Consider the following 21227-nt stretch of genomic DNA (forward strand, 5'->3'; position numbering starts at 1 on the left):
GGCGAGCAGCACACCTGGGAGAAGACATGATCCTCACCATCGTCCACGTCGCCGACTTCGATCAGTTTCTGCGGACGTTCTCCACCAAGGGCGTCGAGAAGAGGAAGGAGCACGGGTGCGAGGGTTCCTGGGTCTTTCGCGATCCCGACGACCCCGGCCGCGTGTGGGCGCTCTTCGACTGGTCGGCCGAGGACTACGAGGGGTTTCTCGCCGATCCAGAGATCCCGGCGATCGCCGCGGAACTGGGCGTCCAGGGGCCGGTGGTGAAGGTGGAATCCATCGCCGCGTACGGCTCCTGACGGCCGGGCTCACCCGGGCCGCCTTTCTCGGGGCGTGGTTCAACGTGGACCGCATGTGGGCGGCGGCGGGGGTGGTCACGCTGGCGCGGGCCGTGCTCTGAACCTCGACAGGATCTCGACAAACCCTGCGGGAGCATCCCACACCGGCTTGATGTGCTGGCGTCGTGACCCTGACACAACGGCGCGGGCCGGAGCCTCGCGAGGTGCGCTGGACCTTCGGCTGCGCGTTCCCGGCGGTCATCGCGGTGCTGTGCTCGACGACGGGGACGCTGCTGGAGATCCGCCTGTCGTGGTGGGCGCGGGCCAACTGCCTGGGCGGTGAGCGGTTCGCGCTGGCCGTGTCCAGTGTGTTCTGGGCCCTGGGGCGGATCATCGTGTTCCCGGCCGTCTCGATCGCGTCGGCCTCGATCGCGCTCCTGGTGCTGCTGGTGGCGCGGGCGCGGTTGCTGCGGCGGTGGTGGCTGGAGCCGTTCCTGCTCGCGCTGGTCGTCGTGATCTCGTTCGCCGGGCCGGTGGCGCTGGCCGTACACGACTATGACACGGTACGCGCCTGCGGACGGACGCCGGCGGCGTCACCACAACATGGCGCTCACCAGGCCGAGAAGGAGCAGGGCGGCGGCGACGCGCATGACCCACGTGAACATGCGTCAACCATAGGTTGACGCTTGAGGTCCGTCAACCCAGCGTTGACGGACAGGCCGGGGGGTGGGAGGGTGCCTGCCCGGGGCTTATCTTCGGCCCAATCCGGCTCGTGGTCGTTCCACCTGGTCGCTGAACGGGGTGCCGGTGCCGCCGTCGTCGTAGGCCACGGTCAGGCGGATCCGTCCCGGAGTGTCGCCCGGACTCCGGGCGAGCGTGATGTCGGTGACCGTACCCGGTCTGCCGCCGACGATGACCTGGTCATCGACGGCGAAGCGGCTCATCTGGCCGCGGTCGCGCCGTACCCACATGCCTATCTCACGCAGTCCGAGCTTTCTCGGCTCGGTGCGGCCCGGCTTGCGGAGGGTCGCTGTTTCGGGAGCCGATCCGGAGAACGCCACCCAGATCTCCCAGTCATCGCGGACGAGCGTCATCATCGGCCCGTCCCCGTCGTACTCGCTGACAACCTGCCAGCCGCGTTGCTGCGCTTTGGTCTCTAACGCGTTCGGATTCATTGTGACCTCCTCGTGCGCCGAATCGTTACCTTCCTAGTAGAAGAGATGGGGCGTGTGGTCGAAGTAAACAGACGGTCGATATTTGGTTCTGCCCTGGGCCGAGGCGCCCATGCGTAGCCGTCCGGGCACTGTTCGCCACCTCGCAGGACACCCTTCTACCTGCGCTTTGTCCATATGACAGTGCTTCGGTGGACAGAGAGGCCAATGTCACAAAGATTGGTCACGGATCTGGCCGGGGGCGCCCCGGGTGGGCCGGGATCAGGGGGTCCGCCGGGTCAGGGGGTGGGGGTGGTGAAGCCGGTGCCGGCCAGGGCTATGGCGTGGCGCATGGCGTCGGTGCGGGCCGAGGGGACCGCGTCCCAGGAGGCCACGGCGCTCACGGCGCCGACGCAGGCGCCCAGGTGGGCGGCGCAGCGCAGCATGTCCAGCCCGGGGTAACGCCCGGCGATCGCGTCGAGGATGCGCGTCTGCACCCCATGCAGGCGTACGGCCAGCGACGGCGGCATCCCGCCCGACTCCCGGACCACCAGCACCCGGACCGGCGCCAGCGCGTCGATGTTGGTGTCGGCCACGTCAAGGGCGTCGACCAGCGACTCCACCGCCCGCTGCACCGCCTCCCACGCCGTCGTCCCGGCGGGCAGCGCGGACACACGGGCGACCGCGATCTCCACGTACCGCTCGATGTGGTGGAACAGCACGTCCTCCTTGGAGGCGAAGTGCAGGAAGAACGTCCGCGGCGCCACCCCGGCCCGCTCGGCGATGTCGGCCACCGTGGTGCGCGCGAAGCCCCGGCGGGTGAACAACTCGGTCGCGGCCCGCACGATCGCCTCCCGCGTCATCCGCCGCTTGCGATCGCGCAACCCCGTCGATTTCGGCATGCCGCACACTCTACCGCCTTTCGCTACATTAGTGCATAGATGCATAAGTGCAGTGAAAGGACGAACGATGACACGCACTTACGTGGTCACCGGCGCCGACACCGGCATCGGCGCGCTCACCGCGGACCTGCTGGCAGATCGCGGAGCCAGGGTGATCCGCTGCGGCGTGGCGGAGGGCGCCGACGTCCGCGCCGACCTCGGCACCGCCGAGGGCAGGGCCGCGCTGGTCCGGGACGTGGAGCGGCTGTCCCCGTCGGGCGTCGACGGCCTCGCGCTGGTCGCGGGCATCGCCGCCCCCGTCGAAGCGACCGTCCGGGTCAACTACTTCGGCACGCTCGCCGTCCTGAACGGCCTGCGCCCGCTGCTCACGCGGGCGGGCGCGCCGCGCGCGGTCGTGGTGTCGTCCGCCTCGTCGCTGTCGGCGGGCGACGGCGACGTGGTCGCCGCGTGCCTGCGCGACGACGAGGCCGCCGCGACCGCGGCGGCCCGGCGCGCGATCGCCCGGGGGAGGGGCGGCGTGCTCTACCGCTCCACCAAGATCGCCCTCAACCGGTGGGTACGCCGCGCCGCCCCCGACTGGGCCGGGTCCGGAATCCCGCTCAACGCCGTCGCCCCCGGCATCGTCGGCACCGAGAGCGCGCGGACCACGATGCTCGCCACTCCGGCCCAGGCCAAGCTCATGGCCGAGGCCCTGCCGCAGCCGCTCGGCTTTCCCGGCCCGGCCGGCGCCGTGGCCGAGGCGCTGGCCTGGACGATCGGCCCGGCGAACACGTTCATGGCCGGCCAGATCCTCTACGTCGACGGCGGCGCGGACGCCACCCTGCGCGGCGATGCCCCGTACGCCGATGGTGTCTCGTACGGCCCGGTGGCGATGGCCAGGATGATCTATTGGTCGCTGGTGGCCAAGCTCCAGGCGCGGAGAGCCATGGGTTGACTTGATTTGCTTGCACATACATACTTCTGGTCAGTCGCTTGTATGTGCAAGGAGTTTTCCTCATGGCATGGATCTATCTGCTCGTGGCCTCGGTCTTCGAGGTGGTGTTCGCGCTGGGCACCAACGCGACCAACGGCTTCACCGAACTGGTGCCCTCCATCGTGACGATCGTCGCCGCGGCGGGCGGCATCTTCTTCCTCAGCCTGGCCCTGAAGACCCTGGACGTGGGCGTCGGCTACACCGTGTGGACCGGCATCGGCGCCACCGGCACCGTCGTCCTCGGCACGCTGATCTTCGGCGAGTCCATGAACGTCTGGAAGGCCGTCGCCTTCGTCCTGATCATCGGTGGCGTCCTCGGGCTGAAGTTGTCCGACAAGCTCACCGCCGCCTGACCCTCAAGGAGTACACCCATCATGGCCTGGTTCTTTCTGGCACTCGCCGTCATCTTCGAAATCGCCTTCGCCCTCGGCACCAACGCCACCAAGGGCTTCACCAAGTTGTGGCCGTCGCTGTTCACCGTGGTGGCCGCCGCCGGTGGCATCTACTTTCTCAGCCTCGCGCTCAAGACCCTGGACGTGGGCGTCGGCTACACGATCTGGACCGGTCTCGGCGCGATCGGCACCGTCATTCTCGGAGCCCTGATCTACAAGGAGAAGATCACGCTGCCGAAGGTGCTGTCGTTCGCCTCGATCATCCTCGGCGTGATCACTCTCAAGATAGCCTCAGGGCTCTGATCTCACAGCCGGACCCGGGTGGTCCCCCGGTGTCTGCCGTTCATCTGGCCGATGAGGGCGCCGGGTACCGCGGCCAGGCCGCCCTCGATCACGGTGTGGGGGACGACGAAGCGGCCCTCGCGTACCCACCTGGGATCGCCGCCGAGGGGGTGGTGAACCCGCGGATCGTGACGTCGCGCAGGACGGCGGGCTCCAGGTCGAGGGTGTCGAAGAAGACGTCGATGCCGTCCGGCGCCAGTTCCGCCGGCCGGGCGGCGACCGGCCCGTCGTGGTAGTCGAAGCCCAGCTCGCCGACGAGGTAGCCGATCTTCTCCCGGCCGCCCGTGCTGCCGATCACCCGCTTGACGCCGTGGCACCGGGCGGACTGGTATATGCGAATCGCATATAATTTCGGAGCATGAGCACATCGGAGCGGACAGAGGCGGCCGTGGGCCGCTGGCACGAGGTCGTGAACGGCGGGGACCTGGACGGCGTGCGCGCGGTCGCGGCCGACCCCATCGTGGTCAACGGGCCCAAGGGGTCGGGACCTGTCACGCCCGGCGACTTCGCCGGCTGGATCGTGCGGTCGGGAATCCAGTTGCGTCCCCGCTCGTGGCATCCGGTCAGCGAGCGGGTCGTGGTCGTCGAGCAGGACGCGCGCTGGCCGCAGGACGCCGAGTGGGCCAGGGTCGCGACCGTGTTCCGGGCCGGCGGGGACCGGGTATCGGCCGCGCTGCGCTTTCCCGGGCTGCGGGCGGCGCTCGAGTTCGCCCGCCTGTACGCCGACCTGGCCGCGACCGAATGAGCGGGCCGGGACCCGGACAGGCGCTGTTCCACTTCGTGCGCCACTGGTCACGGCGGTGGAACGCGGGGGCCGAGCGCGGGCGCGACGTCATGGTCGCCGAGGCGGTCCACGCGCTGGACGGGCGGCCGGAGATCACCGTCAACGAGGTGGCGGCCGAGCTGGGGCTCGACCAGTCGGGTGCCTCCCGGCTGGTCGCCCGGGCGGCCGGGCGTGGCTACCTCGCCGTCACCGCCTCGGCCGCCGACGGGCGGCGCCGTACCGTCGAGCTGACCGGGAAGGGACGGGAGTTGCTGCGCGACGCGCACGCCTGGCAGGAGGCGGTCTTCGCCAGGCTCACCGGCGACTGGACCCGGGAGGAGCGCGCGGACTTCCACCGCGCGATGCTCCGGCTGATGAGCCGCTCGCCGGAGCTCACGGCAGGGCTCGCGGGCGAGAAAGTTACGCGGGCTTGATCTTGCCTAGAGGGCGGCCTGGCAACTGACAGGGCATGACCCAAGGCCGACCCGCCGCGGCGCTGGCCCGGCTCGCGCTGCCCGCGCTGGTCGTCGGCGTCGCCTGCAGTCTCATCCTGATGGTGGTCGACATCGCCGCCGAAGCGCTGATGGAGGTGCTGTGGCACCACCTGCCCGCGGCGCTGGGCCTGGACGGCGCCTCGCCCTGGTGGACGCTGGCCATTCTCACCCTGACGGGCCTGGCCGTCGGGCTCGTGGTGTGGAAGATCCCCACGGGCCCCGACCCGGCCACCGAGGGGCTGGTGGGCGAGCCGCTGCCGGTGTCCGTCGTTCCCGGCATGCTGCTGGCCACCGCGCTCACCCTCGCCGGCGGCGTCAGCCTCGGACCGGAGAACCCGATCACCGCCGCCAACATCGCCCTGGCCGTCGCGGTGGGCGTGCGCCTGCTTCCCGGCATCAAGGCGCCGGTCTGGCTGGGCCTGGCGGCGGCCGGGACGATCGGCGCGCTGTTCGGCACGCCCGTGGCCGCCGCGCTGATCCTGTCGGAGCTGGCGCTCGGACCGAAGGACGTGCCGCTGTGGGACCGCCTGTTCGGCCCGCTGGTCGCGGCGGGCGCCGGGGCGATCACCACCGTCCTGATCGCCAGCCCGGTCTTCCACCTGGGCCTGCCCGACTACTCCATCCAGCCGCTCGACCTGCTCAGCGGCATGGTCATCACGTGCGCGGCCGTCCTGGCGGGGCTGGCGGCCGTCTACGCCTTCCCGCACGTCCACCGCCTGTTCCACCTCGTCCGCCACCCCGTGCTCCGGCTGACGCTGGCCGGCGTGGCCCTCGGCGTCGCCGGGATGATCGGCGGCCAGATCACCCTGTTCAAGGGCCTGGCGGAGATGAAGGAACTGGTCGCCTCCCCGCACGGCGCCGCCTCCCTGGCCCTGATCATCCTGGTGAAGCTCGCCGCCCTCCTCATCGCCGCCACCGCGGCCTTCATCGGCGGCCGGATCTTCCCCGCGGTCTTCATCGGCGTCGCGCTCGGCCTGCTCGCCTCCGCCCTGGTGCCCGGCGTGCCGCCGTCGCTGTCCATCGCCTGCGGCGTGCTCGGCGTCACCCTCGCCGTGACCCAGCAGGGCTGGCTGAGCCTGTTCATGGCCGCGGCCGTCGTCACCGACCTCGACCTGATCCCCGTGCTCTGCCTGGCCCTGCTGCCCGCGTGGCTGCTGGTCACCGGGCGCCCTCAGATGATCATCGAAGAGAGGACGTGAAGAACGCGCGCAGGTCGGCGACCAGCAGATCGGGCCGCTCCATCGACAGGAAGTGGCCGCCTTCGCCGAGTTCGGTCCAGCGCACGACGTTGTGGTCGCGCTCCGCCCATGGCCGGATCGTCACGTCGTGGGCCGTGACCAGTACCCCGGTCGGCACCTTGCCGCGCTCGGGCGTCTCGTTCCAGTCGGCGGCCGAGATCTCCTCGTAGTAGATCTGCGCCGCCGAGCCCGCCGTGCCGGTCAGCCAGTAGATCGAGACGTCGGTCAGCATGCTGTCGCGGTCGATGCTCTCCTCCGGCAGGCCGTCCTCCGGGATCGTGAGCTCCTTGAACTTCTCCATGATCCAGGCGAGCTGGCCGGCCGGCGAGTCGTTCAGGCCGTAAGCCACGGTCTGCGGGCGCTTGGAGTTGCACTGCAGATAGCCGTCGTTGAAGTTCTCCATGCGCTCCCACCGGCCGCGCTCGACCTCCGACAGGCCGTCCATCTCGCCCTCGGCGCCGGCCGGGAACGTGATCATCCCGTTCATGTGCACGCCGATCACGTGATCGGGATCCTGCCTGCCGATCGCCGGGGCCACCCAGGAGCCCGTGTCGTAGCCGTGCGCGCCGTAGCGGTCGTATCCGAGCTCGGCCATGAGGCGCACGAACAACCCCGCCATCCTGGCCGCGTTCATGCCCGGCCCCGCCAGCGGCGTCGAGAACCCGAAGCCCGGCAGCGACGGGATCACCAGGTGGAAGGCGGCCGCCGGGTCGCCGCCGTGGGCGCGCGGGTCCGACAGCGGGCCGATGACGTCGAGGAAGTCGGTCACCGCGCCCGGCCAGCCGTGCAGCAGAAGCAGCGGCGTCGCGTCCGGCTCGGGGGAGCGGACGTGCAGGAAGTGGACGTTCTGCCCGTCGATCGCGGTGAGGTACTGCGGGTGCTCGTTGATCGCCGCCTCCTGCGCCCGCCAGTCATAGCCGGTACGCCAGTAGCCGGCCAGTTCCCGCAGGTACTCCACCGGCACGCCCCGGCTCCAGCCCACGCCGGGCAGCTCGTCCGGCCAGCGGGTCGCGGCCAGGCGGGCGGCCAGGTCGTCGAGCCGCGCCTGCGGGATCTCGATGCGGAAGGGACGGATGCTCATCGCGGTTCCTCTCGTTCGGTCGTTCACCCCTTGGGCGCGAGACGCGCTCTGGCATCCGCTATATCCGATGTAGCGTGACCGATGCCGCCCGGCCCTCAGCGGCCAGCCACCCATCACCCGACCGACACCACGTCCATGACCAAGTACAGACAGTCCGCGAAGGTGGAGCAGGCTGTAGTGACGGTGCGCAGGGGTGGCCTGGAGACTGGGCGGCATGCGCGAACGATGGACCGCGGTGTGGCGCGGGCTTCGCTATCTGCTGGTCAACCTGGTCTGCGGGCTCGCCACCCTGCCGCTGCTGCCGCTCGCCGCGCTCCCGGCGGCGGCGCCGGGGTTGCGGCGTTGGGCGGCGTGGAACCGGCGGCGGGCCGCGGCTCTCCTCGGGGTTCCCGCTCCGCTCACGAGCCCGGGGCGGTGGTGGGGCATCGAGTTCGCGCTCACCGGGGCGCTCGCCGGGTTCGCCGCGTTCCTCGCCGCCGGCAGGGTCGTGGCGGCGCCGGTCTGGTGGCTGTACCCGGCGGAGCGGCCACTCGTGCTGCTGGCGCCGGTGGACGGGTGGGGGCCCGCGCTCGGGTTCGGCGGCGTGGCGCTGGTGCTCCTGGTCGCGGGAGCGCCGCCGGTGGCCCGCGGGCACGCCCGCCGGACCCTGGCCGGGCCCGCCGACCTGGACCGGCTCACCGAGCGGGTCGCGGAGCTGGGTGAGAGCCGGGCCGCCGTACTGGACGCTCATGGGGCGGAACTGCGCCGCATCGAACGCGACCTGCACGACGGCACCCAGGCCCGGCTGGTCGCGCTGGCCATCAGGCTCGGCGTCGCCAGGGAGGCGCTCGGCGAGCGCGGACCGGTCGCCGACCTGCTGCGGGAGGCGCACGAGGGCGCGGAGGAGGCGATGGTGGAGCTGCGCGGGGTGATCCGCACCATGTACCCGCCGATCCTGGCCGACCGCGGGCTCGGCGGCGCGCTGGCGGCGCTCCGCGCACGGTGCGACGTCCCGGTCGACCTGCGACTCGGCGGGGGCGGCGAACTGCCGGCCGCGCTGGAGGCCGCGGCGTACTTCATCGTGGCCGAGGCCCTCACCAACGTCGCCAAGCACAGCCGCGCGAGCCTGGCCACCGTCCGCGTCGAACGCGCGGGCGGCGTCCTGCTCATCGAGGTCGCCGACGACGGCGTGGGCGGCCTGGACGAGACGCGCGGCACCGGCGTCGTCGGCATCCGCCGCCGCGCCGCCGCCCTCGACGGCGCGCTCCGGGTGAGCAGCCCGCACGGCGGCCCGACGAGCCTGGTGGTGGAGCTGCCGTGCGCGTCGTGATCGCCGAGGACAACGTCCTGCTGTCGTCCGGAGTGGAGCTCCTGCTGGCCGCCAAGGGCATCGACGTGGCGGAGGTCGCCACCGACGGGCCCGGGTTCGTCGCCGCCGTGCGGCGCCATCGCCCCGACGTGACCATCGTGGACGTACGGTTGCCGCCCACGTTCCGCGACGAGGGCATCAGGGCGGCGCTGGAAGCCCGGCGCGCCGTCCCCGGCCTGCCGATCCTGGTGCTGTCGCAGTACGTCGAGCGCGTCTACGCCCGCGAACTGCTCGCCGACGGCGGCGGCGCGGTCGGCTACCTGCTCAAGGACCGCGTGGCCCGGGTGGGCGAGTTCGTCGCCGCGCTGCGCACGGTGGCGGCGGGCGGCACCGTCATGGACCCGGAGGTCGTCGCCCAGCTCATGTCCGGCCGCGAACGCCGCGTCGACGCCCTCACCGCCCGCGAGCGCGAGGTCCTCACGCTCATGGCGCAGGGCCGCGGCAACGCCGACATCGGCGCCCGGCTCACGATCACCGGCAGCGCCGTGCACAAGCACATCGGCAACATCTTCACCAAGCTCGGCCTGCCGCCCGAGGAGGGCGGCCACCGCCGCGTGCTCGCCGTCCTGGCCTATCTCGGCAGCGAGCGCTGATCTCGCTAGCCGGCGCTGATCTCGTTAGCCGGCGCTGATCTCGTTAGCCGGCGCTGATCTCGTTAGCGAGCGCCGAAACCCCACCATCGAAGGAGTTCCCCTTGCGTGTCTTCGCGCGCTTCACCGCGGCCGCACTCGCCGCCGCGACCCTCCTGTCCGCCGTCCCCGCGGCCGCCACCGGCGGCGTCCGCGCCGAGTTGCGTCGCCATCTGCGGGACGCGGTCGCCGACGGTTCGCTCGCCGTCCTGGCCGAGGTGCGGGCGGCGGGCCGTACACACAGGCTGGCCGAAGGCAGGATCCGGTACGGCGGGCCGCGACCGGCCCAGGCGGCGGGCAGGTTCAGGATCGGCAGCCTGACCAAGGCGTTCACCGCCACCGTGGTCCTGCAACTGGCCGCCGAGGGCCGCCTCACCCTGGAGGACCCGCTCGCCACGTGGCTGCCCGGCACCGTCCGCGAGGGCGAGCGCGTCACGCTGAGGGACCTGCTGCGCCACACCAGCGGCATCCCCGACTACTTCCCCACACTCCTCGACACCGCGGGCAACCCGCGCGAGCCGCTGCGCACCTGGCGCGAGCAGGAGCTGGTGGGCCTGGCCGAGAAGCTGCCCCGCACCCCCGTGACGTTCTCCTACTCCAATACCAACTACGTGCTGCTCGGCATGGTCATCCGGGCCGTCACCGGGCGCGGCTACGCCACGGAGATCACCGAGCGCGTCATCCGGCGCGCCGGGCTGACCCGGACGTCCGCCCCGGACGCGGTGCCGTCGATCAAGGGCCCGCACCCGCACGCCCACGCCCTGACCGGCGGCGTCGTCACCGACATCACCGCGCTCAACCCGACCGTCCTCGGCGCGGCCGGCGGCATGGTCTCCACCACCGCCGACCTCAACCGCTTCATGCGCGCCCTGCTCGGAGGAGGACTGCTGCCGCCCGCCTGGCTCGCCGAGATGAAGAAGCCCCTGCCCGGCGGCTCCTACGGGCTGGGCCTGGCGAGCGTCCGGCTGCCCTGCGGCACCTTCTACGGCCAGGCCGGCGGCGTCGCGGGCTACTTCGCCGCCGCCTTCCGCAGCGAGGACGGGCGGCGCGAGGTCGGCCTGGCGGCCACGCCGTACAAGGGGGACCCGGGGCGCGCCCTCAACACCCTGCTGGCCCGGACCGCCTGCGAAAGTGGCGGGCCGCCGGCGTGAGGGCGGCGGCGGCCGGGGCCAGGAAGCAGACCAGGGCGCAGACCGCGAGGACCGGGGCGGCGCCGAAGGACTCCATGGCCGGTGCCAGGACGGCCAGGCCTACGGGGGCCAGGCCGTAGGAGAGCAGGAAGTCCAGCGACGAGACCCGGGCGAGCAGGCGCGGCTCCACCTCGCGCTGCGTCGCGGTGAACCACGGCACGTTGAACAGCTCGATGCCCAGCCCCGCCAGCAGGTACGCCCCCGCCACCAGCACCGGGTGCACGGGCAGCAACAGGCTGAGCGGCGCGCAGCCGTACAGGGCGAGACCGGACAGCGCGGCCCAGCCCTGGGAGCGCGGCCGCCAGCGCGCCATGAGCAGCGCCCCCGCCAGCGCGCCCGCGGTGTAGGCGGTCAGGGCGGCGGCCAGCACCGCCTCCGTGCCGTAACGGTCGCGGCTGATCAGCGGGAGCGCGACGCCCGTGACCGAATAGCCGGTGAAGACGACGGCGGTCAGCGCGGCCAGCCCGGCCAGGAACCAGGGATGCCGCCGCGCCTCGCGCACACCCTCGGCGAACTCCCCGAGCAGCGCCGCCGGCGCGGCGGCGGGCGCGGGGCGACGGCCACGGGGCGGCAGCAACGCGGCCAGCAGCCACAGCAGGCCGGTGCCGGTCAGCAGCGCCCAGGTGTCCAGGACGGTCGCGAGCAGCGCGGTCGCGGCGGGCGCGGCCAGCGTAGTGGCCCGCACCGCCAGCGTGATGGCGGCGTTGGCACGCTGACGCCCCGCCTCGTCGACCACCTCGGCGGTCAGCGCCTGGAAGGCGGGCCGGCAGGCGCCCTGGCCCGCGCCGGCGACCGCGGCGGCCACGCTCATGAGCAGGACCGAGCGGCCGAGGCCCAGGGCGATGACCGGCGTGGCCAGCGCGGCGGCCAGCCCCGCCCACAGGACGACGGCGCGGCGCGAGTACCGGTCGGCGAGCACGCCGCCGAGCGGCACCGCGACCAGGAACCCTGCGGTCCTGGCGGCCAGGACGATCCCGAGGCCGGTCGCGGTGAGGCCGCGGTCGAGTACCGCCAGCGCCAGCACGAACGGCAGCGCCCACGTCGCCAGCCCGGAGGCGGTCGTGCCCGCCCACAGCCGCGCGAACGCCGGGTCGCGCAGGACGGTCGCCGTGCTCACCCGGGCAGCCCGCGCAGGTAGGCGGCGAAGCCCTCCAGGCCGTCGATGTTGCGCGGCCCGCTGATGCCCTCGTTGTAGTCCAGGACGTGGAAGCGGTCGTTGACGACGGCGGGCAGCTTGGCCGTCACCGGCGACTCCTTCAGGAACCGGATCTTCTCCGCCGCGGGCCTGTCGCCGTAGTCGAGGATGATGATGACCTCGGGCTTGGCCGCCACGACCGCCTCCCAGGTGACCTCGCTCCAGCGGGCGTCCAGGCCGGCGAAGACGTTGCGGCCGCCGGCGAAGCGGATGATGTCGTTCGGCGGCACCTGGCCGCCGGCGGTGAAGGGCTTGTCGGTGCCCGAGTCGTACAGGAAGACGGGCACGGGCTCGCCCTTCGGCGCCCGGGCGCGTACCGCCTCGACCCGCTTGCGGTAGCCGGCGACCAGCGCGCGGGCACGGTCCTCGACGTGGAAGATCCGGCCGAGGCGTTCGAGGTCGGTGTAGAGGCCCTCGAACGGCGTGACGCGCTCGGGGAAGCCGGGGTAGTTGAAGCACGACTCGGCGTGCATGAAGCTCTGGATCTTCAGACCGTCCAGGATGGCCGGGGTGATGCCACGCTGGTCGCTGAAGCCCGAGCGCCATCCGGCCACGACGAAGTCGGACTTGGCGTCGACGACCAGTTCGCGGTTGAGCAGGTCGTCGCTGAGGAACCTGACCTTCGCGTACTCCGCGGCCCAGGGCGACTCCTCGACCGGCGGGTTGGCGGGCGGCATCACGTAGCCGTGCACGTGCGCGGTGAGCCCGAGCGCGAACATCTTGTCCGCGCTGCCCGCCTCGTAGACGACGGCGCGGCGCGGGATCGTGTACTCGACCTCCTGCCCGCACCGCTTGACGCGCGCCTTCTCCGATACGGCGGCGCCGCCCTCGACCCGGGCGCCGCAACCGGCGAGCAGCAGGGTCCCGGTCAGGGCGCAGGCGGTCAGCATGCGGTTCACGCGGTGGTTCCTTCCAGCTGGGCGGGTCCCAGGTCGTACAGGACCTGGGGCACGCCGGTGAGGGGGTGGGGGACGACGCTGGCCTCGACGCCGAAGACGTCGCGCAGCAGCGCCTCGGTGAGGACCTCGCCGGGTGTCCCGGCGCTCACGAGCCGGCCGCCGGACAGGACGGCCAGCCGGTCGCAGGCCGAGGCGGCGAGGTTGAGGTCGTGCAGGGTGACCAGCGCGGTGTGGCCGGCGGCGCGCAGCATCGACAGCAGCCTGATCTGGTGGTGCAGGTCGAGGTGGTTGGTCGGCTCGTCGAGGATGAGCACCCGCGGCTCCTGGGCGAGCGCGCGGGCCACCAGCACCCGCTGGCGCTCGCCGCCCGACAGCGACAGCACGCCGCGCCCGGCCAGGTGCGCGACCTCCATGCTCTCCATCGCCCGGCGGCACAGTTCGCGGTCGCGTGCGCCGAGTGCCCGGTTGCCGCGCAGATGCGGGACCCGGCCGAGTGCCACGGTCTCCTCGACGGTGAAGTCGAGGTCGGTGTGACCCTCCTGGGTGAGCGCGCCGACCAGCCGGGCGGACTCGCGCATCGGCATGGCGGCCACGTCCCGGCCGTCCACGCGCACCGCTCCGGCGCTCGGCCGCAGCGCGCGGTACACGCAGCGCAGGGTGGTGGTCTTGCCCGAGCCGTTGGGGCCGACCAGGCCCACGACCTGCCCGGCGGCGACCGTCAGGCACAGGTCGCTGACGAGGTCGGCCGCGCCCGCGGAGACGGACAGGCCGTCGAGGAGCAGGGCCATGTCAGGCCCGCCCGAACAGGTAGCCGCGCCGGCGCAGCAGCGTGACGAACACGGGCACGCCGGCCAGGGCGGTGATCACGCCGATCGGCAGCTCCCTGGGCGCGACCACGGTCCGCGCGAGCAGGTCGGCCCACACCATGAAGATCGCGCCGGCCAAGGGGGCGATCGTGAGCACGCGGGTGTGGGCGGCGCCCACCAGCAGGCGGACCAGGTGGGGCATGACCAGGCCGACGAAGCCGATCGCGCCGCTGACCGCGACCATCGCCCCGGTGGCCAGGGAGGTGAGCACGAACAGGCCGCGGCGCAGCCGTACCGTGTCGACGCCGAGAGCGGCGGCGCTCTCGTCACCCTGCGCCAGCACGTCCAGGCGGCGGCCGAGCCCGCGCAGGACGACGAGCGCGGCGAGCGTGACGGCGGCGACGACGGGCAGGGCGCCCCAGGTCGCCGCGCCGAACCCGCCCATCGACCAGTACAGGACGGTGCTGGTGGCCTCGCCGTCCGGCGCGAAGTAGACGATCACGCTCATCACGGCCTGGAAGCCGAACGCCGCCGCCACTCCGGTCAGCACGAGCCGCAGCGGGGTCAGCCCGCCGCCCTGCCGGGCGACGAAGTAGACGAGGGCGGAGGCGAGCAGGGCGCCGAGGAAGGCGCCGGCGCTGACGGCGTAGATGCCGAGCGCGGTGAGCGCGCCGGTGACGCCCACCAGCACGGCGCCGGCCGAGGCCCCGGAGGAGACGCCGAGCACGAACGGGTCGGCCAGCGCGTTGCGCACCATGGCCTGGATGGCCACGCCGGCCGCGCTGAGCCCGGCCCCGACCAGCACCGCGAGGATCACGCGCGGGGCGCGCACCTGCCAGACGATCTGGTACGTGGTCACCTCGTCCGGCGTGATCGCGGCGCCGGTCAGCGCCGCCCAGAGATAACGCAGGGTCTGTGCGGGCGGTACCGCCGCGGCGCCGACGCCGATCGCCAGCAGCACCGACACCGCGAGCACGGCGGTCAGCAAGAGGACAAGGGATCGCAAGATTGACTCCGATAACGGCAATCATTTTCACGCGACCCTACCACCGGCGGAGCGGCCCCGGGGACGGCTACATGATCAGCTCAGCGCCTCCTTCGCAGCCGGTCCAGGAAGCCCCTGGCCTTCTGCCGTGTGCGGGGGTCGCGGGCCAGCCGCTTCGCCTTCTCTACGTTCTGCCTGCCACGCGGGCTGCGCAGGTACGCGCGCACCCGATCGATGATTGTCGCCATGTGCTTCCAGCTACCCCCGTGGAGCGGTCTATGCGCCGGGCGAGATCTTGATGGGCGCGGAACGGGTGAGGTAGACAGGGTGCGCAACCGTCGCGAGAGGACCACATGAGCCGCTACGCACTGGTCGGCGCCCGGATCGTGCTGGCCCGTACGATCGAGGCCGACCTGGCCGTACTGGTCCGCGACGGCGAGATCGAGGCGCTGGTGCCGCACGGGCAACTGCCGCCCGGCCTCACCCGCCTGGACGCGGGCGGGCGCTACCTGACCCCCGGCCTCATCGACCTGCACACCCACGGCGCCGCCGGGCACGGCTTCGACACCCCGGACGCCGCCGGGTACGACGCCGTCCTGGCGGCCCACGCCCGCTCCGGCGTCACCGCGGTGCAGGCGTCGCTGGCCACCTCCGCGCTGTCACACCTGGCCGAGTGCCTGTCCTTCGCCGCGGGTCACCGCTCGTCCGGTGTCCGGCTGATCGGGGTCCACCTGGAAGGACCGTTCCTGGCGCCGGAACAGGCCGGGGCGCACGACCCGGCGCTGCTGCGCGACCCCCGGCCGGAGGAGGTGAAGGTCCTGCTGCGGGCCGGGTCGCCGACGATGGTGACGCTCGCCCCCGAACTGCCGGGCGGGATCGCGGCCACCCGGGCGTTCGCCGCGGCGGGCGCGGTCGTGGCCATCGGGCACAGCCAGGCGGCCGGGGCGCGGTTCGCCGCCGCGGTGGCCGCCGGGGCCACGCACCTGACCCATCTGTGGAGCGGGCAGTCCGCGCTGCGCCGCGAGGGGCCGTGGCGGGTGCCGGGACTGCTGGAGGAGTCGCTGGCCTCCACCGGGCTGAGCGCCGAGGTCATCGCCGACGACCGGCACCTGCCGCCCGAGCTGCTGCGCATCGCCCACCGGTGCCTGGGCGGGCGGCTGACCGTGGTCTCCGACTCGACGCCGGGGCTGGGGCTGGCGGAGGGCACGCCGTACCGGCTGGGAAATCTGTGCTGCGTCGTCGAGGACGGCGTCGGCATGCTGCCCGACCGCACCGCCTTCGCCGGGAGCACGACCGGGCTCGACCGCATGCTCGGCCACCTGCGCCGGGCGGCCGGGCTGAGCGTGCCCGCGACCGTCGCCACCGCGACCCGGGTGCCGGCCGCGGTGCTCGGGCTGCGCCGCCAGGGCACGCTGCGCCCCGGCGGCCACGCCGACCTGGCCCTGCTCGACGACGACCTGACCGCGCGGGCCACCGTCGTGGGCGGACGCTGGCTCATGGACCTCGACGGCGTGGCCGGTGAAGGCGTTCTCACGCGCTGAGCGGGATCCACTCCACGCTCGTGGTGCACGCCTCCAGCGCCTCGGGATCGGGCGTGACGCCGATGCCGGGGCCCTGCGGCACGGGCAGTTCGCCGCCGTCCAGGACGAACGGGCGGGTGATGTCGCGGTGGTAGTAGCGCTCGGTGGCCGAGATGTCGCCCGGCAGGGTGAAGCCGGGCAGCCCGGCCAGCGCCAGGTTGGCGGCCCTGCCGAGGCCGGTCTCCAGCATGCCGCCGCACCAGACGGGCACCCCGTTGGCCTCGGCCACGTCGTGCACGCGCCGGGCCTCCAGATAGCCGCCGACGCGGCCGGGCTTGATGTTGATGATCGAGCAGGCGCCCATCCTGATCGCCTCGGCGGCGTCGCGGGCGCTGGTGATGCTCTCGTCCAGGCACACGGGGGTGTCGAGGCGGGCGGCGAGCGCCGCGTGTGAGCGCAGGTCGCCCGGCGCGAAGGGCTGCTCGATCAGCGTCAGCCCGTACGCGTCGAGCTGGGCCAGGTGCCTCAGGTCGGCGGGGGTGTAGGCGGTGTTGGCGTCCACGGTCAGCATCACGCCGGGGCCGAACGTCTCACGCACCGCCCTGACCGGCTCCAGGTCCCAGCCGGGCTCGATCTTCAGCTTGATCCGGGCGTACCCGGCGGTCAGGTGCTTGTCCACGGTCTCCAGCAGCGCGTCCACGGTCTCGGCGATGCCCACCGAGACGCCCACGCGCACGCGTCGCCGTACCCCGCCGAGGTGCTGGGCGAGGCTGACGCCGTGGGCGCGCAGCCAGCAGTCCAGCACCGCCGTCTCCACGGCGGCCTTGGCCATGACGTGGCCGCGCAGGTGCCGCAGGGCGGGCCCGACGGCGGCCGGGTCCAGGCCGTGCGGCGCCAGGGCGGGCAGCGCGAAGCGCCGGATCAGGTCCGCGGCCCCCGCCAGGTACTCGGGGGAGTAGGTCGGCTCGTCCTCGGCCGCGCACTCGCCCCACCCCTCGGTCTCGCCGCCGACCACGCGCACGAGCAGCGCGTTGCGCTCGTGCTGCGTGCCCAGCGAGGTACGGAACGGGCTGACCAGCGGCAACGCCACCTCGCGCAGTTCGACGCCGTCGATCTTCACTTCTCGCCTCCCCTGGCCAGCAGGTACCAGCCGCCGCGGGTGAACCCGGTGACCTCGTAGCCCTGGGCCAGCGCGCCGCCGAGCCCGTCCTCCATCGCCGCGCGCCACCGCAGCGCCTCCCGCGGCTCGGCCGTCCGCAGCGCCTCCACGTCGGCCGGCGTCGCGCACCGCAGCACGCCCGCGCCGTCATGACCGTGTACGGTCCCCGACTCGTCGACCACGACCACGCCACGCTCGGCCCCGTCGGGCGCGGGGGAGGGGTCGGCGGCCCACGTCGGCCAGGTCACGAACAGCCGGTCGGAGGGCCCGCCGTCGTTGATGCCGTCGTGCATCGGCCCGTAGAAGTCGGGCAGGTACGCCACCACCCGCGCGCCCAGCCTGGCCAGGTTGAAGAACGCGTTCCTCCTGACCAGCGGGTCGAAGGTCCAGGAGACGGCGCTCAGGCCGCGATCGGCCGCCCACGCACGCTGGTGCTCCTTCAGCGCCCTGCCGACGCCACGCCCGCGCGCGCCCGATGCCACGCCCGCCACGTGCGAGTGCAGGCTGCGGTCGCCCGCGATGAACCCGGCCGCCACGCCCGCGAGCTCGCCGTCCAGGAAGGCGCCGCCCACGTACCCGCCGGTGTGGGCGAAGGCGCACATCAGGTCGAGCGCGAGCGGCGGGTCGTCGCCGGGTCTGGTCCCCCAGACCTCGCGCAGCAGTCGGTCGGCCCGCCGCAGCGCCGCGGTGCCGTCAAGGGAACGGATGAGGAGTTCGGCCATGGACCACAGCATCGCGGCGCGCGCCCGCGCGGGCGTTGGCGTGCGCGCCCAACTTCACCCGCCCGCCTTTGTGGCGCCGCTCAGCCGTAGCTGCAGGGCCAGCACCAGGCGGGTGTCCGGATCGTCGAGCGCGATCAGCTCGCCGATCCTGCGCAGCCGGTAGCGCAGCGTGTTGGGGTGCAGCGACAGCAGCTCGGCGGCCCGGGGGACGTCGTAGTGGGCGCCGATCCAGACGGCCAGGCTGCGTACGTAGTCGGTGCCGTGTTTGGCGTCGTGGGCGGAGACGAGGTCGAGCGGCTCGCCGTACAGGGAGGGTTTGGGGCGCAGCGCCGCGTCCACGTCCATGAGGAACAGCGCCGCCGACAGCTCCCCGTGCGCGCCGACCGGCTCCTGGGCGAACGGCCCGCAGACCGCGCGCAGCGCCTCCTCGGCCTGGCGGGCTCCGGCAGGCACCCCGCCCACGCTGTTCGCGGTACGGCCCAGCCCGGCCCGCCACCCGCCGCCCAGGCGCTCGCTCACCCTGGCCAGCGTGTCCAGGGTGATCCGGCGCAGCAGCGGCGCGCCCGCCTCGGCCGCGACGATCGCGTAGGCGCGGCCACCCGCCACGCCCGCCGCCGCCCTGATCCGGTAGGCCAGATAGGCGGTGCGCAGCATGTCGGCGGCGTGGGCGGCGGCGAAGGCGTCGGCGGTGCCCGCGTACGGGCCGAGCGTCACCACGGTGAGCGGCTCGCCGGGCAGCAGGCCGAAGGAGGTGGCCAGCTCGTCCACGGCGCCGACGCCGCGCAGGAGCCAGCCCAGGCACTCATCACGCCGCCGCCGTGCCTCGTCGGCGGCCAGGTTGATCCGCGCCAGGTGCGGCGCCGCGGCGGCGGCCGCCTCCATCAGCGCCACCTCGGCGTCGGCGGCCAGGGGCCGGTCGGCCTGCACCGCCCAGATCGTGCCGAGCGCCTCGCCGTGGGCGCGGATCGCGATGGCCAGACGGGGGTAGAACTCGCGCGGCACGTAGCTCCAGACCGCGCCGTCGGCGCGCAGCACGCCCGCGTACTCCTCGGCGTTGGTCGGGTGCTCGGGCACCCTGCGCCCCAGGATGCCCTCCTTGCGCAGGTCGTCGATGCGCTGGCCCTCCACCGTGGAGTAGGCGAGCACGCGCATCGCCAGGTCCTCGATCGCCACCGCGCCGCCCACCTTGCGGGCCACCTCGTTGGCCAGCGCGAACAGGTCCGCGGCGCGGGTGCCGCCCGGGTCCTGGGCCGGGCCGACCAGCGCGAGGAGGGCGTCGATGAGCGTGTAGAGCTGGCCCCACGACAGCTCCGGCGGAACGGCGAGCAGCGCGATGCCCGCCGCCCGCGCCGCCGCCGCCAGCGTGTCCGGGTCGCAGGTGCCAAGCTTGACGAACACCGCGGCCACCCGGCTCTCGCCCGCGCGGGCCAGGATCTCGGCCGAGGGCCGCCCGGTCACCAGCAGCGCCGCCCCGTCCAGCCGGACCGGCGCCTCTTCGGGGTCGTAGATGACCGGCGAGCCGACCAGCGGCTCCCTGCCGCGCGGCAGGGCCAGCGGGCGCGCCACCTCGGAGCCGAGGCTGTCGACCAGGACGCCCAGCGTGACCCGCCCGCCGGCCGTCACCGGGCTCCTCGCCTGAGGATCCGGCCGTGCCTGCCGCCGGTGAACTCGCCGCCGGCGATCACCTGGTGCCCGGCGAGGAAGACGTGCTCGACGCCGGTGGGCCGCACGTCCGGCTGCTCGTAGGTGCCCGCGTGACCGATCCGGTCCCGGTCGAGGACGACCACGTCCGCGACCGCCCCGGGCGCCAGCCAGCCGCGGCCCTCCAGGCCGAACTGGGCCGCCGCGGCGGAGCTGACCTTGCGGATCGCCTCGGGCAGTTCCTCCTCGGTGACGTACTCGCCCAGGTAGACGGGGAAGGCGCCGAAGGTGCGCGGGTGGTTGGGCCCGATCGGCGGCCCGCCGTCGGAGCCGACCGACACCAGCGGGTCGGCCAGGAAGGCGCGCAGGTCGCTCTCGTGCATGGTGTGGAAGACGCCGGAGGCCCGCGGGTCCAGCCGTACCAGGTCGCACAGTGCCTCCCACGGGTCGCCGCCCAGGTCGGACAGGCGCTTGCCGGCGATGCCCGGGTCGGTGTGCGTGAGGATCTGCACGTCGGCCGGGTGCAGCTCGCGCCAGATGCCGACGCCGGTGCCGGTGTCCGGGCTCTCGGCCAGCGCGCGCAGCGCGGCCCGCGCGGCCGGGTCGGCGAGCCTGGCCCGCAGCGCCTCCTCACCGCCCTCGCACGCGGCCGGCGGCAGCACGGCCACCAGCCCGGTACCGAAGGCGAGGTAGGGGTAGACGTCGGCGCGCACGTCCACGCCCTCGCGGCGGGCGCGGGCCAGCTTGTCCAGCACCATGGCCGACGCGCCGTGCACCGCCCGTCCCGACGCCTTGCAGTGCGAGACCTGCAGCCGCACGCCCGCCCGCCGCGCCACCGCGATCGCCTCGTCGAGCGCGTCGGCGAGCCCCTCGCTCTCACTGCGCATGTGCGTCGCGTACGGCAGGCCCCACCGCTTGCCCACCAGCGCCAGCGCGACCAGCTCGTCCACGTTCGCGTAGGCGCCGGGCACGTACTCCAGGCCGCTGGATAGCCCGGCCGCGCCCGCCTCGAAGCTCTGGGCGGCCAGCTCGCACATGTGCGCCAGCTGTCCCGGCGTGATCTCGGCGTTCATGCCCGAGACGGCCAGGCGCAGCGTGTGGTGGCCGACCAGGACGGCGAGGTTGTTGCTCGGACCGGCGGCCTCGGCGGCGTCGAGGTAGTCGCCGAACGCGCGGAACTCGTTGCCCGACAGCAAGGAGGGTATGAAGCCGCTGGTCGCCGGGTCGGTGGGGCCGCAGGAGAAGCCGCAGTTGCCGACGATCTCCGTGGTGACGCCCTGGAAGAGCTTGAACGGCTGTGGCTCGTCCAGGAAGGGCACGGTGTCGGAGTGGCTGTGCGGGTCCACGAAGCCGGGGGCGACGACGAGCCCGGAGACGTCGATCACCCGGCGGGCGGGGCCGAGGCCGCGGCCGACCGCGGTGACGCGGCCCCCGGTGATCGCGACGTCGGCGGTCCGGGGCGGGCCGCCGAGGCCGTCGTGCACGGTTCCGTCGCGTAGTAGCAGGTCATGCATGGTGC

At 73.5% G+C, this 21227-nt stretch carries 25 protein-coding genes; 12 read left to right on the forward strand and 13 right to left on the reverse strand.

Features of this window, described 5'->3' with window-relative positions; all coding sequences use genetic code 11:
* Nucleotides 1-26 precede the first annotated feature (26 nt).
* Both ACIBKY_RS31075 and ACIBKY_RS31080 read left to right on the forward strand, forming a co-directional pair.
* Nucleotides 27-299 (forward strand): hypothetical protein, encoded by a 273-nt coding sequence (locus tag ACIBKY_RS31075; protein WP_397102058.1) that lies wholly within the window; start codon nucleotides 27-29, stop codon nucleotides 297-299.
* A gap of 164 nt (nucleotides 300-463) precedes the next feature.
* On the forward strand, nucleotides 464-961 hold the full coding sequence (locus ACIBKY_RS31080; protein ID WP_397102060.1) for a hypothetical protein: 498 nt from the start codon (nucleotides 464-466) through the stop codon (nucleotides 959-961).
* A gap of 66 nt (nucleotides 962-1027) precedes the next feature.
* Here the strand turns inward: ACIBKY_RS31080 and ACIBKY_RS31085 are convergent, their stop codons facing one another.
* Nucleotides 1028-1453 carry a hypothetical protein gene (locus ACIBKY_RS31085; RefSeq protein WP_397102062.1) on the reverse strand — a complete coding sequence of 142 codons (426 nt, stop codon included), beginning with the start codon at nucleotides 1451-1453 and terminating at the stop codon, nucleotides 1028-1030.
* Nucleotides 1454-1728: 275 nt separating this feature from the next.
* Nucleotides 1729-2331: a TetR/AcrR family transcriptional regulator gene (locus ACIBKY_RS31090; RefSeq protein ID WP_397102064.1), complete on the reverse strand. Its 603-nt coding sequence runs from the start codon at nucleotides 2329-2331 to the stop codon at nucleotides 1729-1731.
* 67 nt (nucleotides 2332-2398) lie between these two features.
* Between ACIBKY_RS31090 and ACIBKY_RS31095 the strand changes: the two genes are divergently transcribed.
* The 3 genes from ACIBKY_RS31095 (at nucleotide 2399) to ACIBKY_RS31105 (ending at nucleotide 3999) form a co-directional block, all read left to right on the forward strand.
* Nucleotides 2399-3265, forward strand: a complete 867-nt coding sequence (locus ACIBKY_RS31095) for an SDR family oxidoreductase (protein WP_397102066.1) — start codon at nucleotides 2399-2401, stop codon at nucleotides 3263-3265.
* 62 nt (nucleotides 3266-3327) lie between these two features.
* Complete coding sequence (locus ACIBKY_RS31100; protein ID WP_397102068.1) at nucleotides 3328-3657, forward strand: DMT family transporter; 330 nt, start codon at nucleotides 3328-3330, stop codon at nucleotides 3655-3657.
* A gap of 21 nt (nucleotides 3658-3678) precedes the next feature.
* Nucleotides 3679-3999: a DMT family transporter gene (locus tag ACIBKY_RS31105; RefSeq protein ID WP_397102070.1), complete on the forward strand. Its 321-nt coding sequence runs from the start codon at nucleotides 3679-3681 to the stop codon at nucleotides 3997-3999.
* 88 nt (nucleotides 4000-4087) lie between these two features.
* Here the strand turns inward: ACIBKY_RS31105 and ACIBKY_RS31110 are convergent, their stop codons facing one another.
* Nucleotides 4088-4336: a hypothetical protein gene (locus ACIBKY_RS31110; protein ID WP_397102072.1), complete on the reverse strand. Its 249-nt coding sequence runs from the start codon at nucleotides 4334-4336 to the stop codon at nucleotides 4088-4090.
* Between the two features lie 60 nt (nucleotides 4337-4396).
* Here ACIBKY_RS31110 and ACIBKY_RS31115 point away from each other — a divergent pair, with 60 nt between their 5' ends.
* Genes ACIBKY_RS31115 through ACIBKY_RS31125 form a run of 3 tightly spaced genes read left to right on the forward strand, consistent with a single transcriptional unit; the run spans nucleotide 4397 to nucleotide 6494 of the window.
* Entirely contained in the window at nucleotides 4397-4783 is a 387-nt protein-coding gene (locus ACIBKY_RS31115; RefSeq protein WP_397102074.1) for a hypothetical protein, read from the forward strand.
* Nucleotides 4780-5235, forward strand: a complete 456-nt coding sequence (locus ACIBKY_RS31120) for a MarR family winged helix-turn-helix transcriptional regulator (protein ID WP_397102076.1) — start codon at nucleotides 4780-4782, stop codon at nucleotides 5233-5235. Before ACIBKY_RS31115 ends, ACIBKY_RS31120 begins: the two co-directional genes overlap by 4 nt.
* Nucleotides 5236-5270: 35 nt before the next feature.
* Complete coding sequence (locus tag ACIBKY_RS31125; protein WP_397102078.1) at nucleotides 5271-6494, forward strand: ion channel protein; 1224 nt, start codon at nucleotides 5271-5273, stop codon at nucleotides 6492-6494.
* On the opposite strand, the gene ACIBKY_RS31130 is transcribed toward ACIBKY_RS31125, so the two are convergent.
* Nucleotides 6475-7614 carry an epoxide hydrolase family protein gene (locus ACIBKY_RS31130; protein WP_397102080.1) on the reverse strand — a complete coding sequence of 380 codons (1140 nt, stop codon included), beginning with the start codon at nucleotides 7612-7614 and terminating at the stop codon, nucleotides 6475-6477. The two genes, ACIBKY_RS31125 and ACIBKY_RS31130, sit on opposite strands and share 20 nt — an antisense overlap.
* Nucleotides 7615-7828: 214 nt before the next feature.
* Here ACIBKY_RS31130 and ACIBKY_RS31135 point away from each other — a divergent pair, with 214 nt between their 5' ends.
* The 3 genes from ACIBKY_RS31135 to ACIBKY_RS31145 all read left to right on the forward strand — a co-directional run bounded on the left by ACIBKY_RS31135 (nucleotide 7829) and on the right by ACIBKY_RS31145 (nucleotide 10742).
* Nucleotides 7829-8923, forward strand: coding sequence for a sensor histidine kinase (locus ACIBKY_RS31135; RefSeq protein WP_397102082.1), 1095 nt, complete (start codon nucleotides 7829-7831; stop codon nucleotides 8921-8923).
* Complete coding sequence (locus tag ACIBKY_RS31140) at nucleotides 8911-9555, forward strand: response regulator (RefSeq protein WP_397102084.1); 645 nt, start codon at nucleotides 8911-8913, stop codon at nucleotides 9553-9555. The genes ACIBKY_RS31135 and ACIBKY_RS31140 overlap by 13 nt, the downstream gene beginning before the upstream one ends.
* Before the next feature lie 101 nt (nucleotides 9556-9656).
* On the forward strand, nucleotides 9657-10742 hold the full coding sequence (locus tag ACIBKY_RS31145; protein WP_397102086.1) for a serine hydrolase domain-containing protein: 1086 nt from the start codon (nucleotides 9657-9659) through the stop codon (nucleotides 10740-10742).
* Here ACIBKY_RS31145 and ACIBKY_RS31150 read toward each other — a convergent pair.
* From ACIBKY_RS31150 to ACIBKY_RS31170, 5 genes are all read right to left on the reverse strand, one after another.
* Nucleotides 10690-11898, reverse strand: a complete 1209-nt coding sequence (locus ACIBKY_RS31150) for an MFS transporter (RefSeq protein WP_397102088.1) — start codon at nucleotides 11896-11898, stop codon at nucleotides 10690-10692. The two genes, ACIBKY_RS31145 and ACIBKY_RS31150, sit on opposite strands and share 53 nt — an antisense overlap.
* Nucleotides 11895-12866 (reverse strand): ABC transporter substrate-binding protein, encoded by a 972-nt coding sequence (locus ACIBKY_RS31155; RefSeq protein WP_397102172.1) that lies wholly within the window; start codon nucleotides 12864-12866, stop codon nucleotides 11895-11897. Before ACIBKY_RS31155 ends, ACIBKY_RS31150 begins: the two co-directional genes overlap by 4 nt.
* Nucleotides 12867-12871: 5 nt before the next feature.
* Nucleotides 12872-13663, reverse strand: coding sequence for an ABC transporter ATP-binding protein (locus ACIBKY_RS31160; protein ID WP_397102090.1), 792 nt, complete (start codon nucleotides 13661-13663; stop codon nucleotides 12872-12874).
* A gap of 1 nt (nucleotide 13664) precedes the next feature.
* A complete protein-coding gene (locus ACIBKY_RS31165) occupies nucleotides 13665-14687 on the reverse strand; it encodes a FecCD family ABC transporter permease (RefSeq protein WP_397102092.1) in 1023 nt (340 codons plus the stop codon).
* 80 nt (nucleotides 14688-14767) lie between these two features.
* Nucleotides 14768-14914, reverse strand: a complete 147-nt coding sequence (locus tag ACIBKY_RS31170; protein WP_397102094.1) for a hypothetical protein — start codon at nucleotides 14912-14914, stop codon at nucleotides 14768-14770.
* A 105-nt stretch (nucleotides 14915-15019) separates the two neighbouring features.
* Between ACIBKY_RS31170 and ACIBKY_RS31175 the strand changes: the two genes are divergently transcribed.
* On the forward strand, nucleotides 15020-16207 hold the full coding sequence (locus ACIBKY_RS31175; protein ID WP_397102096.1) for an N-acetylglucosamine-6-phosphate deacetylase: 1188 nt from the start codon (nucleotides 15020-15022) through the stop codon (nucleotides 16205-16207).
* Here ACIBKY_RS31175 and menC read toward each other — a convergent pair.
* Genes menC through ACIBKY_RS31195 form a run of 4 tightly spaced genes read right to left on the reverse strand, consistent with a single transcriptional unit; the run spans nucleotide 16197 to nucleotide 21222 of the window.
* Complete coding sequence (gene menC / locus ACIBKY_RS31180; RefSeq protein ID WP_397102098.1) at nucleotides 16197-17306, reverse strand: o-succinylbenzoate synthase; 1110 nt, start codon at nucleotides 17304-17306, stop codon at nucleotides 16197-16199. The two genes, ACIBKY_RS31175 and menC, sit on opposite strands and share 11 nt — an antisense overlap.
* Nucleotides 17303-18067 carry a GNAT family N-acetyltransferase gene (locus ACIBKY_RS31185; RefSeq protein WP_397102100.1) on the reverse strand — a complete coding sequence of 255 codons (765 nt, stop codon included), beginning with the start codon at nucleotides 18065-18067 and terminating at the stop codon, nucleotides 17303-17305. The genes menC and ACIBKY_RS31185 overlap by 4 nt, the downstream gene beginning before the upstream one ends.
* A gap of 54 nt (nucleotides 18068-18121) precedes the next feature.
* Nucleotides 18122-19690 carry a PucR family transcriptional regulator gene (locus tag ACIBKY_RS31190; protein WP_397102102.1) on the reverse strand — a complete coding sequence of 523 codons (1569 nt, stop codon included), beginning with the start codon at nucleotides 19688-19690 and terminating at the stop codon, nucleotides 18122-18124.
* Complete coding sequence (locus ACIBKY_RS31195) at nucleotides 19687-21222, reverse strand: amidohydrolase family protein (RefSeq protein WP_397102104.1); 1536 nt, start codon at nucleotides 21220-21222, stop codon at nucleotides 19687-19689. Before ACIBKY_RS31195 ends, ACIBKY_RS31190 begins: the two co-directional genes overlap by 4 nt.
* Nucleotides 21223-21227: the final 5 nt, after the last annotated feature.

It is taken from the genome of Nonomuraea sp. NPDC050394 (assembly GCF_044459065.1).
GTDB lineage: Bacteria > Actinomycetota > Actinomycetes > Streptosporangiales > Streptosporangiaceae > Nonomuraea.